Annotated in this window: 16 protein-coding genes; 11 read left to right on the top strand and 5 right to left on the bottom strand. The window is 60.7% G+C overall.

Going from position 1 to position 12,354, the window contains the following annotated elements:
- Positions 1–97: 97 nt before the first annotated feature.
- Genes arsC through TK42_RS14395 form a run of 3 tightly spaced genes read left to right on the top strand, consistent with a single transcriptional unit; the run spans position 98 to position 1,465 of the window.
- The gene (gene arsC / locus TK42_RS14405) at positions 98–451 is read left to right on the top strand and encodes an arsenate reductase (glutaredoxin) (RefSeq protein ID WP_103734508.1); all 354 of its coding nucleotides are present in this window, start codon (positions 98–100) and stop codon (positions 449–451) included.
- Complete coding sequence (gene wrbA / locus TK42_RS14400) at positions 448–1,062, top strand: NAD(P)H:quinone oxidoreductase (protein ID WP_032880636.1); 615 nt, start codon at positions 448–450, stop codon at positions 1,060–1,062. Before arsC ends, wrbA begins: the two co-directional genes overlap by 4 nt.
- Positions 1,046–1,465, top strand: a complete 420-nt coding sequence (locus TK42_RS14395) for a DUF2069 domain-containing protein (protein WP_032880635.1) — start codon at positions 1,046–1,048, stop codon at positions 1,463–1,465. The genes wrbA and TK42_RS14395 overlap by 17 nt, the downstream gene beginning before the upstream one ends.
- A 95-nt stretch (positions 1,466–1,560) precedes the next feature.
- Here TK42_RS14395 and TK42_RS14390 read toward each other — a convergent pair whose 3' ends face one another.
- Together TK42_RS14390 and ttcA are read right to left on the bottom strand one after the other, a co-directional pair.
- Positions 1,561–2,232, bottom strand: a complete 672-nt coding sequence (locus tag TK42_RS14390) for a DNA-3-methyladenine glycosylase I (RefSeq protein ID WP_034120216.1) — start codon at positions 2,230–2,232, stop codon at positions 1,561–1,563.
- Positions 2,233–2,299: 67 nt separating this feature from the next.
- Positions 2,300–3,124 (bottom strand): tRNA 2-thiocytidine(32) synthetase TtcA, encoded by an 825-nt coding sequence (gene ttcA, locus TK42_RS14385; protein WP_044274647.1) that lies wholly within the window; start codon positions 3,122–3,124, stop codon positions 2,300–2,302.
- A 349-nt stretch (positions 3,125–3,473) separates the two neighbouring features.
- On the opposite strand from ttcA, the gene TK42_RS14380 reads away from it, so the two are divergent.
- Positions 3,474–4,076, top strand: coding sequence for a Yip1 family protein (locus TK42_RS14380; protein ID WP_005789070.1), 603 nt, complete (start codon positions 3,474–3,476; stop codon positions 4,074–4,076).
- 128 nt (positions 4,077–4,204) lie between these two features.
- A complete protein-coding gene (locus tag TK42_RS14375; protein WP_003192067.1) occupies positions 4,205–4,699 on the top strand; it encodes a SprT family zinc-dependent metalloprotease in 495 nt (164 codons plus the stop codon).
- 93 nt (positions 4,700–4,792) lie between these two features.
- On the opposite strand, the gene TK42_RS14370 is transcribed toward TK42_RS14375, so the two are convergent.
- Positions 4,793–5,968, bottom strand: coding sequence for a CaiB/BaiF CoA-transferase family protein (locus TK42_RS14370; RefSeq protein ID WP_103734507.1), 1,176 nt, complete (start codon positions 5,966–5,968; stop codon positions 4,793–4,795).
- Positions 5,969–6,125: 157 nt separating this feature from the next.
- Here TK42_RS14370 and tusD point away from each other — a divergent pair, with 157 nt between their 5' ends.
- The 6 genes from tusD to TK42_RS14340 all read left to right on the top strand — a co-directional run bounded on the left by tusD (position 6,126) and on the right by TK42_RS14340 (position 9,562).
- Positions 6,126–6,518 (top strand): sulfurtransferase complex subunit TusD, encoded by a 393-nt coding sequence (tusD, locus tag TK42_RS14365; protein ID WP_005789072.1) that lies wholly within the window; start codon positions 6,126–6,128, stop codon positions 6,516–6,518.
- A 1-nt stretch (position 6,519) separates the two neighbouring features.
- Positions 6,520–6,870: a sulfurtransferase complex subunit TusC gene (gene tusC, locus TK42_RS14360; RefSeq protein WP_103734506.1), complete on the top strand. Its 351-nt coding sequence runs from the start codon at positions 6,520–6,522 to the stop codon at positions 6,868–6,870.
- Complete coding sequence (gene tusB / locus TK42_RS14355; RefSeq protein ID WP_005789074.1) at positions 6,870–7,148, top strand: sulfurtransferase complex subunit TusB; 279 nt, start codon at positions 6,870–6,872, stop codon at positions 7,146–7,148. The genes tusC and tusB overlap by 1 nt, the downstream gene beginning before the upstream one ends.
- Entirely contained in the window at positions 7,145–7,480 is a 336-nt protein-coding gene (locus TK42_RS14350) for a TusE/DsrC/DsvC family sulfur relay protein (RefSeq protein WP_032880630.1), read from the top strand. The genes tusB and TK42_RS14350 overlap by 4 nt, the downstream gene beginning before the upstream one ends.
- Entirely contained in the window at positions 7,477–8,478 is a 1,002-nt protein-coding gene (locus TK42_RS14345; RefSeq protein ID WP_103734505.1) for a glycosyl transferase family protein, read from the top strand. Before TK42_RS14350 ends, TK42_RS14345 begins: the two co-directional genes overlap by 4 nt.
- A gap of 88 nt (positions 8,479–8,566) precedes the next feature.
- Complete coding sequence (locus TK42_RS14340) at positions 8,567–9,562, top strand: glutathione S-transferase family protein (RefSeq protein WP_103734504.1); 996 nt, start codon at positions 8,567–8,569, stop codon at positions 9,560–9,562.
- A 114-nt stretch (positions 9,563–9,676) separates the two neighbouring features.
- On the opposite strand, the gene cysG is transcribed toward TK42_RS14340, so the two are convergent.
- Together cysG and serS are read right to left on the bottom strand one after the other, a co-directional pair.
- Entirely contained in the window at positions 9,677–11,071 is a 1,395-nt protein-coding gene (gene cysG, locus TK42_RS14335; protein WP_032880627.1) for a siroheme synthase CysG, read from the bottom strand.
- A complete protein-coding gene (serS, locus tag TK42_RS14330) occupies positions 11,072–12,352 on the bottom strand; it encodes a serine--tRNA ligase (protein WP_005789081.1) in 1,281 nt (426 codons plus the stop codon).
- Positions 12,353–12,354 lie beyond the last annotated feature (2 nt).

Genomic DNA, 12,354 nt, shown 5'->3' with positions numbered 1-12,354 from the left:
AATGAACGTTGGCTGCGGCCTATCGCCTCTTACGGTTTAAGGACAGGCGCCAGCGCAGGTAGAATACCCGCCACCTTACGCAAGATGCGACCCGCACATGACCGATCTGACGCTTTATCACAACCCGCGCTGCTCGAAATCCCGCGGTGCGCTCGAACTGCTTGAAGCTCGCGGCCTCAACCCGACCGTGGTGCGCTACCTGGAAACCCCGCTGGACGCCGCGCAAATCCAGGCCCTGCTCAAAAAACTGGGGATCAGCGCGCGCCAACTGCTGCGCACCGGCGAAGAGGAATACAAAACCCTCAACCTGGCCGATGCCAACTTGAGCGAAGCGCAATTGATCGCCGCTATCGCCGGGCACCCCAAGCTGATGGAACGCCCGATCCTGGCAACTGCCAACAAAGCCATCATCGGCCGCCCACCCGAGAACGTATTGGAGATTCTGCCGTGACCACGCCCTATGTGCTGGTGCTGTATTACAGCCGCAACGGCTCGGTAAGCGAAATGGCCCGGCAGATTGCCCGGGGGATCGAGCAAGGCGGCATGGAAGCGCGGCTGCGCACCGTGCCGGCGATTTCCACCGAGTGCGAAGCGGTGGCGCCGAGCATTCCCGAGGAAGGCGCGCTGTATGCCAGCCTGGATGATCTGAAGCACTGTTCAGGCCTGGCCCTGGGCAGCCCGACACGCTTTGGCAACATGGCTGCACCGCTCAAGTACTTCCTCGACGGCACCAGCAACCTGTGGCTCACCGGTGCTCTGGTCGGCAAGCCCGCTGGCGTGTTCACCTCTACCGCCAGCCTGCATGGCGGCCAGGAAACCACGCTGATGTCGATGTTGCTGCCGCTGCTGCACCACGGCATGTTGATCACCGGCCTGCCTTACAGCGAACAGGCACTGCTTGATACCCAGGGCGGCGGCACGCCATACGGCGCCAGCCACCATTCCGGGCCTGACGGCAAGCGGATGCTCGATCAACACGAAATCACCCTGTGCCGGGCCCTGGGCCTGCGCCTGGCCAAGACCGCCACGCTGCTGGAGCACGGCCGTGGCCAGGAAGCCTAAAGTCCTGCCGCCCCAGGCGTGGCTGGAACCGCGGGTAAACATTGCACGCGCACTGAGCCTGCTGGCGTTTTTTGCCCTGGTGGGCTTGTTGTGCGTGTACTACCTGTTCATCGCCGACCTGCATGGGGCGCGCCCATGGGTGATCCTGCTGATCGAACTGGTGCCGCTGCTGGTACTGGCGCCAGGGATGATGATCGGCAGTGCGCGCGGGCATTCGTGGATGTGCTTTGTGGTGAATCTGTATTTCATCAAGGGCGCGCTGGCGGCGTACGACCCGAACCGCCAGTGGTTCGGGGTGTTGGAGATGCTGGCGAGCCTGGCGGTGTTTTGCACGGCGCTGTTGTATGTGCGTTGGCGGCATCAGTTGAATCGGCGGTTGGCTGCAGAACCTGTATCGGCCTGAAGTCCGCTATCGCAGGCAAGCCAGCTCCCACATGTTGATAGGCGGCGCGGTCAAAATGTGCGGGCTGGCTTGCTCGCGAAGGCGTCACTTGGGTCTCAATGGTTGACGGTGTACGCCAACATCATCGACAACTGGCACATCGGCCGCCCACTCTCGGCATGCCACTGGTTGAAGGCGCCCTGTACTGTGGCCAAATCCCGCAGGCTGGTCGGCGCCTTGTCGACGATCTTCTGCGCATTCAACGCCGCCACCACGTCATAGCTCGGCACAAACGTATCCTTGCCCACCATGCGCAGGAAACGCGGTGCCGACAGCCCGCCCAGTTGGTGGCCATGCTTGCTCAGGTATTTCCATAGCCCGACGATATCGGTTACCGGCCAATCGGCGACAAACGCACCGAAGCTGCCCTTTTCCTGCTCGATGTCCAGGATCATCTGCGCATTGCGCGGCACACTCTTGAGCTTGCCCAGGTGGCGGATGATGCGGGTGTCCTGCATCAGGCGTTCCAAGTGCTCGGCGCCCATCAGCACGACTTTTTCCGGATCGAAGCCGAAAAACACCTGTTCAAACGCCGGCCATTTCGCGTCGACCACACTGTGCTTCAAGCCCGCACGGAAGACCCGCAGCGCCAGGGTCGACAGGTAACGGTCATCGGTGATCTTGCGTAATTGCGCCGGGGTCTTGGGCACAGGCAGGTGGGCTTCCAGCTCGGCCGCCGAACCGAAGCGGTTCAGACAATATTCGTGCAGCCACTTGTAATCGCGCATGCCCTCTCCTGGCAGTTGAATTGAAAACGGCGCCCGCAAGCGCCGTTTACTAGAGCCTCGACGAGGCTTAGAGGTTCACTACATTGACGAAACGCGAAGCAGCCGTCTCATCGATTTTCAAGCTGGTGAAATCGAACAGGTTGCGATCAGCCAGTTGAGACGGGATCACATTTTGCAGGCTGCGGAAGATGCTCTCGGTACGCCCGGGGGTCTTGCGCTCCCAGTCCAGCAGCATTTCCTTGACCACCTGGCGCTGCAGGTTTTCCTGGGAGCCGCACAGGTTGCAGGGGATGATCGGGAATTGCTTGAAGTCGGAGTACGCTTGGATGTCCTTCTCGTTGCAATACGCCAGCGGGCGGATTACCACATTGCGCCCGTCATCGGCGCGCAGCTTGGGCGGCATGGCCTTGAGCGAGCCATTGAAGAACATATTCAGGAAGAAGGTCTCGACGATGTCATCGCGGTGATGACCCAGGGCCATCTTGGTCGCGCCGATCTCGTCGGCAAAGGTGTAGAGCGTGCCACGGCGCAGGCGTGAGCACAGCGAGCAGGTGGTCTTGCCTTCCGGGATCAGTTCCTTGACCACCGAGTAGGTGTCTTTCTCGACGATGTGGTATTCAACGCCCAATTCCTTGAGGTAGGCCGGCAATACGTGCTCGGGGAAGCCGGGTTGCTTCTGGTCCATGTTCACCGCCACGATCTCGAACTTGATCGGCGCGACCTTTTGCAGGTGCAGCAATACGTCGAGCATGGTGTAGCTGTCTTTGCCACCAGAGAGGCAGACCATGACCTTGTCGCCGTCCTCGATCATGTTGAAATCGGCGACCGCTTCACCGGCCAGGCGACGCAGGCGTTTTTGCAGTTTGTTCTGGTTGACCGTAAGAGTGCCCATGGCGCTTGGATCCGCTGAAGGTGTGTGACGAAAAGCCGGGTATTTTAGCGATGTCGAGTACCTACATTCAATGTGAGAGGGGGCTTGCTCCCGATAGCGGTGCATCAGCCAGCACTTGTAGTGCCTGGCACACCGCTATCGGGAGCAAGCCCCCTCCCACATTTGACAGATCCCACCGCGATTAAGCGCCCTGTTTACAGCGCAATTTGCTCTAAAGGCCCTACAGTTATTCCGGTCATCCCTTCCTATACTGCGACTTGAGGTCGCACACATATCCAGACCTTTCAGGCCATCTGGCCGGTGGGCGCTCCGATGGGGGGCGATGGTAATAACGACAGGAGTGACTGGCATGATCCATCACGTCGTGGGGCTTTTTACCCATCCCGACCAGGAATGGCGGGAAATCCGTGGCGATAAAGAAGAAAGTATCGGCCACATGTACCTTACTCACACCCTGATTCTCGCGGCGATCCCCGCCGTGTCCGCCTTTATCGGCACCACCCAGGTTGGCTGGGTCATCGGCAACCGGGCGCCGGTGATGTTGACCCAGGAAAGCGCACTGTGGATGACGCTCATGTCGTACGCGGCCATGCTTGGCGGCGTGGCGGTGATGGGCGCGTTCATTCACTGGATGGCCCGCACCTACGACGCCAGCCCCAGCATGGCACGCTGCGTGGCCTTCGCCACCTATACCGCAACACCACTGTTTGTCGGCGGGCTGGCGGCACTCTACCCGCATATGTGGCTGGGCATGGTGGTCGGCACGGCGGCCATTTGCTACACGGTGTACCTGCTGTATGTGGGGCTGCCGACCTTCATGAGTATCGACCCGGACGAAGGCTTCCTGTTTTCCAGTTCGGTATTGGCCGTGGGCCTGGTGGTACTGGTGGCGATCATGGCGTTTACCGTGATTGTTTGGGGCCTGGGCGTAGGGCCCATCTACACCAACTAGGCAACTCAACCCGCAGGCAAGGCCACCGCAAGGTGGCTTTATGCGTTATGCATGACCATTCGGCGCCTGACAGATTCGGAAACACCCTGCTTTGCGGCATACTGGGCGTCTCTGGAGATTTGTACAGCATGCCCGAGCAACTCAATACCCGCGTCGAAGATTGTTTCCTGCAAGCCGAATCCTTTTTCAAACGAAGCTTCAAACGCCCCCAGGTCAGCCTCAAGCTGCGGGGCCAGAAAGCCGGTGTCGCGCATTTGCACGAGAACCTGCTGCGCTTCAACCCTCAGTTGTACCGTGAAAACAGCCAGCATTTTCTCAAGCAAACCGTGGCCCACGAAGTGGCGCACCTGATTGCCCACCAGTTGTTTGGCGAGCGTATACAGCCCCATGGCGAGGAATGGCAGTTGATCATGCGTGGGGTTTACGAATTGCCGCCGGACCGCTGCCATACCTATGAGGTCAAGCGCCGCCAGGTGACCCGTTATATCTACCGCTGCCCGTGCGCGGACAGTGACTTCCCGTTCTCGCCGCAGCGCCATGGCCTGGTGAACCAGGGGCGGCGGTATTTGTGTCGGCGGTGTCGGCAGACTCTGGTGTTCACCGGGGAAACTCGGGTGGAATGAGGGCCTTTTCGCAGGCAAGCCAGCTCCCACATCTGGATCTGTGAACGCAATCAAAATGTGGGAGCTGGCTTGCCTGCGAAAGCGTCGGCTCAGTCAACCTACAACCTTGGCCTGACGCAATTCATCTATCCGCTGAGCACTGATCCCCAACTCCACCAACACCTCATCACTATGCGCCCCCACCGCCACCCCAATATGCCTGGGCGCCGGCAACCCTTCTGAGAACTTCAGCGGGCAGGCCAATTGCGCTTGTGTCGAGCCATCCCCCCGGGGCACCTCGCTGACCAATGCCCGAGCCTTCAACTGCGGATGCTCAACAGCCTCCGCCAGGCTCAACACCGGCTCAACACACGCATCCACCCCGGCGAACAACTCGCACAGTTCCTCAAAACTGCGCTTCTCGAATTCCACCTGCAGGGCCTGCTTGAGCACTGCCTGCTGATCTGGCTTCACGCTGTGGGCCGCCAGCTCCGGCCTGCCCAGTGCCTCGCACAACTGCTGCATAAAGGCCGGCTCCAAACTCCCCACCGACATCCAGCGCCCATCGCGAGTGCGATAGTAATCGTAAAAACTGCCACCATTGAGTACATGGTTCTCCCACTCCGGCTCCACTCCGCAGGCTAGATAGCCAGCCCCGACCATGGCGTTCAGGCTGAACGAACAATCGGTCATGCTCACATCCAGGTATTGCCCCACTCCGCTCTGCTGCCTGGCAATCACCGCCGCCAGCAAGCCCACCACCGCATGCAGCGAACCACCTGCCACGTCCGCCAGTTGCACGCCCAGCGGCAACGGCCCGCTGTCCCTCCGCCCGGTGTGACTGGCCACACCGGCCAACGCCAGGTAATTGATATCGTGCCCGGCGCGGTCCTTGTAAGGGCCGGTCTGGCCGTAGCCGGTAATCGACACATAAATCAACCCGGGATTGATCGCCTTCAGCGCCTCATAACCCAGCCCCAGGCGCTCCATAACCCCAGGGCGAAACTGTTCGAGCAGGATGTCATGGCCCTTGACCAGCTCACGCACGATCTCCACCGCCTCGGCCTGCTTGAGGTCCAGGGCCAGGCTGCGCTTGTTGCGGTTCAAATACGCGTGGCTCGCCGAGGTACCGCGGTCATGGGGCGGCAACACCCGCAACAGGTCCATGCGCGTGGGCGATTCGATACGCAGCACCTGGGCGCCCATGTCTGCCAGCATCAACGAGGCAAACGGGCCAGGCAGCAAGGTGGAAAAATCCAGCACTTTAAGGGACGCCAAGGGACCTGACATACGGACTCCATCCGGGTTGCGAATCCCCACAGACTAGGCAGCCTTGCGCCTGCCGGCAATCGTCAGAACGATCAGCGACAGTGACCGTTTTGATCACGGCGGGCTTTTTCGCGGCGGCGGCTTTATCATTGGCCGACGTTTGTTGGCAGAGTCTCCCATGAAGTTCGCGATTGCACTGTATAGCGCCGCCCACGCGCCCTCCTCGCGCCGCGCCCTGCTGTTCGCACAAGCAGCGCTGGCGGGCGGGCATGAGATTGTGCGGCTGTTTTTTTATCAGGATGGCGTGTACAGCGCGTCCAATAACATCGTAGCGCCCCAGGACGAGCCAGACATTGCGCGCCAATGGCGCGAGTTTGTCAGCCAGCACCAGCTCGACGGCGTGGTGTGCATCGCCGCCGCCTTGCGCCGTGGTGTGCTGAACGCCGAGGAGGCCGCACGCTATCAACGCAGCGCGGTCAATCTGCAGGCGCCATGGGCGTTATCGGGCCTTGGGCAATTGCATGACGCGATCCAGGATGCCGACCGCCTGATCTGTTTTGGAGGGCCGTGAGATGTCCAAATCCTTATTGGTGATCAGCCGACAGGCGCCGTGGTCCGGGCCAAGTGCGCGGGAAGCACTGGATATCGTGCTGGCTGGTGGCGCGTTTGATCTGCCCATTGGTCTGCTGTTTCTGGATGACGGTGTGTTCCAGCTGGCGCCGCATCAGGCCGCCAAGGCCGTGCAACAAAAAGACCTGAGCGCCAACCTGCAGGCATTGGGCCTGTTCGGCATTGATGACGTGTTCGCCTGCGGCCACAGCCTGTCCGCACGCGGGTTGCTGCCGCCCGCCAATGCGCAGACGCTGCACAGCCAAGCCATTTGCGAGCTGATTAATCGTTACGACCAGGTGATTACCCTCTGATGTCGACTCTACATGTGGTGTCTCACTCTCCCTTTACCGACAGCCGCCTCGACAGCTGCCTGCGCATCTGCGGCGCTCAGGACGCAATCCTGCTGTGTGGCGACGGTGCCTACGCGCTGCACACGCCCGCCCTGCAAAGCAAAGGCGTGAAGGTCTTTGTACTGGCCGAAGACATGCAGGCGCGCAACCTGCCGCTTCCCGACTGGGCTGACAGCGTGGATTATCCAGGTTTCGTGCAACTGTCGATCGACTACGACAAGGTCAACACCTGGCTATGAACACCCTGACCGTCGGCACACGCAGCCTCGAACTGGACAAGGACGGTTACCTCGTCGACCTCAATGACTGGTCCGATGAGGTGGCGCACGCCCTGGCCGCTGCCGAAGCCCTGGAGCTGACCGCGGATCACTGGGAAATCCTCAAGCTGCTGCGCCAGTTCTATACCGAATTCCAGCTGTCCCCTGCCACACGCCCGCTGATCAAGTACACCGCCTTGAAACTGGGCCCGGAAAAGGGCAACAGCCTGCATCTAAACAAACTGTTCAACGGCACTCCCGCCAAACTCGCCGCCAAGTTGGCGGGCCTGCCCAGGCCGACGAATTGCTTATGACCGACTTCGCCCCCTTGACCCTCAACACGCCCGAAGAGCACCCTTTTGCCCAGTTCGTACGCATCCTCGGCAAAGGCAAGCGCGGCGCACGCAACCTCACCCGCGAGGAAGCGCGGCAAGCCATGGGCATGTTGCTCGACGAAAAGGTCGAAGACACCCAGCTCGGCGCCTTTTTGATGCTGCTGCGTCACAAAGAAGAAAGCCCGGAAGAACTCGCCGGTTTCACCGAAGCGGTACGTGAACGCCTGGATGCACCGGCGTTGAACGTGGATATCGACTGGCCGACTTACGCCGGCAAAAAGCGCCATCTGCCGTGGTTTCTGCTGGCGGCCAAGTGCCTGGCGCAAAACGGCGTGCGCATTCTGATGCACGGCGGCGGTGCCCACACGGCGGGCCGGCTGTACACCGAGCAACTGCTGGAGACGCTGCAGATCCCGCTGTGCCGCAATTGGCAGCAGGTGGGAAGCGCCTTCGAGCAGGGCAACCTGGCCTTTATCCCGTTGGGCGACTGGGCGCCGCAATTGCAACGCATGATCGACCTGCGCAACACCCTCGGCCTGCGCTCGCCCATTCATTCCCTGGCGCGGCTGCTTAACCCGCTGAATGCGCGCTGCGGCCTGCAAAGCATTTTCCACCCGGGCTACCAGGGCGTGCACCGCGATGCCAGCGGCCTGCTCGGGGACAATGTGATCGTGGTCAAGGGCGACGGCGGCGAGATTGAAATCAACCCCGACACCCTCAGTCACCTGTATGGCACCACCGGCGGCCAGAGTTGGGACGAAGAGTGGCCCGCGCTCTCCGCCCAGCGTCACGTCAAACCGGCGACGCTTGAGCCTGAACAGTTGAAAGCGTTGTGGCGCGGCGAAGCCGAGGACAGCTACCCGCAACTGGCGCTGATCGCCACCATGGCCCTGGCGTTGCGCGGTCTCGGCCACCCGCGGCAACAGGCCTTCGATTTGGCCCAGCAATACTGGGACGCACGGGATAAATCGATTTAGTCGATCATTCACCCCCGGTCTTTGCGCTTTTAGTTCGAACTCATCCCTTTAGACTGGACTCCAACGTTTAACAGCCAAGGAGCCAGTCATGGGTTTGCTGATTGAAGGACAGTGGAAAGACCAGTGGTATGAAAGTAGCGCAGATGGCGCTTTCCAACGGGAACAGGCACAACGCCGCAACTGGGTGACCGCCGATGGCGCGCCCGGCCCGAGTGGCGAAGGTGGCTTCAAGGCTGAGGCTGGCCGCTATTACCTCTATGTGTCACTGGCCTGCCCCTGGGCGCACCGCACCTTGATCCTGCGCAAACTCAAAGGCCTGGAAAGCCTGATCGACGTGTCAGTGGTCAGCTGGTTGATGCTGGAAAACGGCTGGACCTTCGACAAGGCCCACGGCTCCAGCGGTGACAAACTGGACGATCTGGCCTTCATGCACCAGCGCTACACCGCCGATACGGCCGACTATACCGGGCGCGTCACCGTGCCGGTGCTGTGGGACAAAAAACTCAAGCGCATTGTCAGCAATGAATCGGCGGAAATCATCCGCATGTTTAATAACGCGTTCAACGGGCTGACCGGCAATACCCTGGATTTTTATCCCGACACGCTGCGTCCGACCATCGACGCCCTGAACGAACGTATCTACCCGGCCGTGAACAACGGCGTATACCGCGCAGGTTTTGCCACGTCACAACAGGCGTATGAACGTGCGTTTGATGATGTGTTTGCCGAGCTGGATCATTTGGAACAACACCTGGGCCAGCATCGTTATCTGGCCGGTGAGTACCTGACAGAGGCGGATGTGCGGCTGTTTACCACGTTGATTCGCTTTGACGCGGTGTATTACAGCCACTTCAAGTGCAACCTGCGGCGGATTGCCGATTATGCGAATTTGTCGAATTGGCTAAGGGAGATGTATCAGTGGCCGGACGTGGCCGAGACGGTGGACTTTGCCCATATCAAGGGGCATTACTATGCCAGCCATCGCACGATCAACCCGACGGGGATTGTGCCGAAGGGGCCGTTGCAAGAGTTTGACAACAGCCATGATCGGGCGCGACTTTCAGGTAAAGGTGTCTTTAGCTGATCTGGATTATCGGTTGTATTTGATGGCCTCATCGGGAGCAAGCCCCCTCCCACATTTTGACTGTGTTCACAAACCAAAATGTGGGAGGGGGCTTGCTCCCGATGCTTTTAAGGCTCAGACCTGAGACTGAGCCCCTTCGAACCATTTGAGCTTCTCGCGCAACACCACCACCTCACCCACGATCACCAGCGTCGGCGCATGTACTTCATGCTCCGCCACCATGCGCGGCAAGTCCGCCAGGGTGCCGGTAAACACACGCTGGTTGGAAGTGGTGCCCTGCTGGATCAAAGCCGCCGGTGTGTCCGCCGAGCGCCCGTGCTTGATCAACTGCTCGCAAATGATCGGCAAGCCAATCAAGCCCATGTAGAACACCAGGGTCTGCGACGGCCCGACCAAGTCCTGCCAGGGCAGATCCGACGTATTGTTCTTCAGGTGCCCGGTGATGAAGCGCACCGATTGCGCATAGTCACGGTGCGTCAGCGGAATCCCGGCATACGCGGCACAACCACTGGCCGCCGTGATCCCTGGCACCACCTGGAACGGGATGCCATGGGCCGCCAATTCCTCGATCTCTTCACCACCGCGCCCAAAAATGAACGGATCGCCGCCCTTGAGGCGCAGCACGCGCTTGCCTTGCTTGGCCAGGTCGACCAGTTGCTGGTTGATCTTATCCTGAGGCACCGCGTGGTCGGCACGCCGCTTGCCGACGTAAACCCGCTCGGCATCACGACGGCACAGTTCCAGGATCGCCGGCGCCACCAGACGGTCGTACAGCACCACGTCGGCCTGCTGCATCAGGCGCAGGGCGCGAAAAGTGAGCAAATCCGGGTCACCCGGGCCTGCACCCACCAGGTACACCTCGCCGGGTGCATAAGGTGGCGCGCCATTGACCTTTTCGATCAACAGGCGCTCAGCTTCATCGCCCTGCCCGGCCAGTTGACGGTCGGCAATCGGCCCCTGGAACACCTCTTCCCAGAACGCCCTGCGCTGCTGCACATCCGGGTACAAACCTTTGACCTGGGCGCGAAAACGCGCGGCCAAACCGGCCAATTGGCCGTAGGTGGACGGAATCCAGGTTTCCAGCTTGGCGCGGATCAAGCGCGCCAGCACTGGCGCGTCGCCGCCGCTGGACACCGCAATCACCAACGGCGAACGGTCGACAATCGCCGGGAAGATCACGCTGCACAAGGCCGGCGCATCTACAACATTGACCGGCACGCAACGGCGCTTGGCCTCACTGGACACTTGCGCGTTCAGCGGCTCGTCGTCCGTTGCCGCGATGATCAGGGTGCAACCCTCCAGGTCAGCCTCCTGATAACCGCGCAAAATCAGTTCCCCGCCACTGCCCAGTACCAGTTCACGCAACTGGTCTTCGATCTGGGGAGCAACCACCCGCAGCAACGCACCGGCGTCGGCCAGCAGCCGGGATTTGCGCAAGGCAATCTCCCCACCACCGACGACCAACACTCGACTGCCGCGCAGGTTATGAAACAGCGGCAGAAATTCCATTTAGGCGATGACCTCAACGCCGCCCATGTACGGCTTGAGCACCTCAGGTACACGGATCGAACCGTCAGCCTGCTGGTAGTTTTCCAGCACGGCCACCAAGGTACGGCCTACGGCCAGGCCCGAACCGTTAAGGGTGTGCACCAACTCCGGCTTGCCGGTTTCCGGGTTGCGGAAACGCGCCTGCATACGACGGGCCTGGAAATCACCGCAGTTGGAGCACGACGAAATTTCGCGGTACTTGTCCTGGCTCGGTACCCACACTTCCAAATCGTAGGTCTTCACAGCGCTGAAGCCCATGTCGCCGGTGCACAGCGCCAGTACGCGGTACGGCAGCTCCAACAGTTGCAGAACGCGTTCGGCATTGGCGGTCAGGCCTTCCAGGGCTTCCATGGAAGTCGACGGCTCGACCACCTGCACCATCTCGACCTTGTCGAACTGGTGTTGGCGGATCATGCCGCGCGTATCGCGACCCGATGCGCCGGCTTCACTACGAAAGCACGGGCTGTGGGCAACCAGCTTCAACGGCAGTTGCTTGGCATCGAGGATTTCGCCGGCGACGATATTGGTCAGCGACACCTCGGCGGTCGGGATCAGGTACAGATCGGCTTCGCCGTCGCGAGTGATCTTGAACAGGTCTTCTTCGAATTTCGGCAACTGGCTGGTACCCATCAGCGCCGGCGCCTGGACCAGGTACGGGGTGTAGGCTTCTTCGTAGCCATGCTCACCGGTGTGCAGGTTGATCATGAACTGCGCCAGCGCACGGTGCATACGGGCGATCGGGCCACGCAGCAAAGCGAAACGGGCACCGGACATTTTTGCCGCGGTCTCGAAATCCAGGCCGCCGGTCAATTCGCCCAGGGCCACATGGTCCTTGATCTCGAAATCGAAGGCTTTGGGCGTACCCCAGCGGCGTACTTCAACGTTGCCGTCTTCGTCTTCGCCTACCGGCACGGATTCGTGGGGCAGGTTCGGAATGCCCAGCAGGATCGAGTCCAGCTCGGTCTGGATGCCTTCCAGCTCGGTTTTGCCGTTGGACAGCTCAGTGCCCATACGCTCGACATCCGCCATCAGCGGTGCGATGTCTTCGCCGCGCTGTTTGGCCTGGCCAATGGACTTGGAACGCGCATTACGCTCAGCCTGCAGTGCTTCGGTGCGGGTCTGGACGGTCTTGCGCTGTTCTTCCAGCGCTTCGATGCGCGCAACATCCAAGGCAAAGCCACGGGATGCCAGGCGGTCCGCTACGTCCTGAAGGTTGCTACGTAACAGTTTGGAATCGAGCATGT

Origin of the sequence: Pseudomonas sp. GZJR-8 (assembly GCF_002916705.1) — a bacterium.
Lineage (GTDB): Bacteria > Pseudomonadota > Gammaproteobacteria > Pseudomonadales > Pseudomonadaceae > Aquipseudomonas > Aquipseudomonas synxantha_A.
The sequence above is the reverse complement of the archived record's forward strand: the minus strand, read 5'-3'. Positions and strand labels throughout refer to the sequence as shown.

Coding starts and splice junctions, on each gene's coding strand:
- arsC (WP_103734508.1), top strand. CDS start 98: ATGACCGATCTGACGCTTTATCACAACCCGCGCTGCTCGAAATCCCGC.
- TK42_RS14390 (WP_034120216.1), bottom strand. CDS start 2,232: ATGCGCGATTACAAGTGGCTGCACGAATATTGTCTGAACCGCTTCGGT.
- ttcA (WP_044274647.1), bottom strand. CDS start 3,124: ATGGGCACTCTTACGGTCAACCAGAACAAACTGCAAAAACGCCTGCGT.
- TK42_RS14380 (WP_005789070.1), top strand. CDS start 3,474: ATGATCCATCACGTCGTGGGGCTTTTTACCCATCCCGACCAGGAATGG.
- TK42_RS14375 (WP_003192067.1), top strand. CDS start 4,205: ATGCCCGAGCAACTCAATACCCGCGTCGAAGATTGTTTCCTGCAAGCC.
- TK42_RS14370 (WP_103734507.1), bottom strand. CDS start 5,968: ATGTCAGGTCCCTTGGCGTCCCTTAAAGTGCTGGATTTTTCCACCTTG.
- tusD (WP_005789072.1), top strand. CDS start 6,126: ATGAAGTTCGCGATTGCACTGTATAGCGCCGCCCACGCGCCCTCCTCG.
- tusC (WP_103734506.1), top strand. CDS start 6,520: ATGTCCAAATCCTTATTGGTGATCAGCCGACAGGCGCCGTGGTCCGGG.
- tusB (WP_005789074.1), top strand. CDS start 6,870: ATGTCGACTCTACATGTGGTGTCTCACTCTCCCTTTACCGACAGCCGC.
- TK42_RS14350 (WP_032880630.1), top strand. CDS start 7,145: ATGAACACCCTGACCGTCGGCACACGCAGCCTCGAACTGGACAAGGAC.
- TK42_RS14345 (WP_103734505.1), top strand. CDS start 7,477: ATGACCGACTTCGCCCCCTTGACCCTCAACACGCCCGAAGAGCACCCT.
- TK42_RS14340 (WP_103734504.1), top strand. CDS start 8,567: ATGGGTTTGCTGATTGAAGGACAGTGGAAAGACCAGTGGTATGAAAGT.
- cysG (WP_032880627.1), bottom strand. CDS start 11,071: ATGGAATTTCTGCCGCTGTTTCATAACCTGCGCGGCAGTCGAGTGTTG.
- serS (WP_005789081.1), bottom strand. CDS start 12,352: ATGCTCGATTCCAAACTGTTACGTAGCAACCTTCAGGACGTAGCGGAC.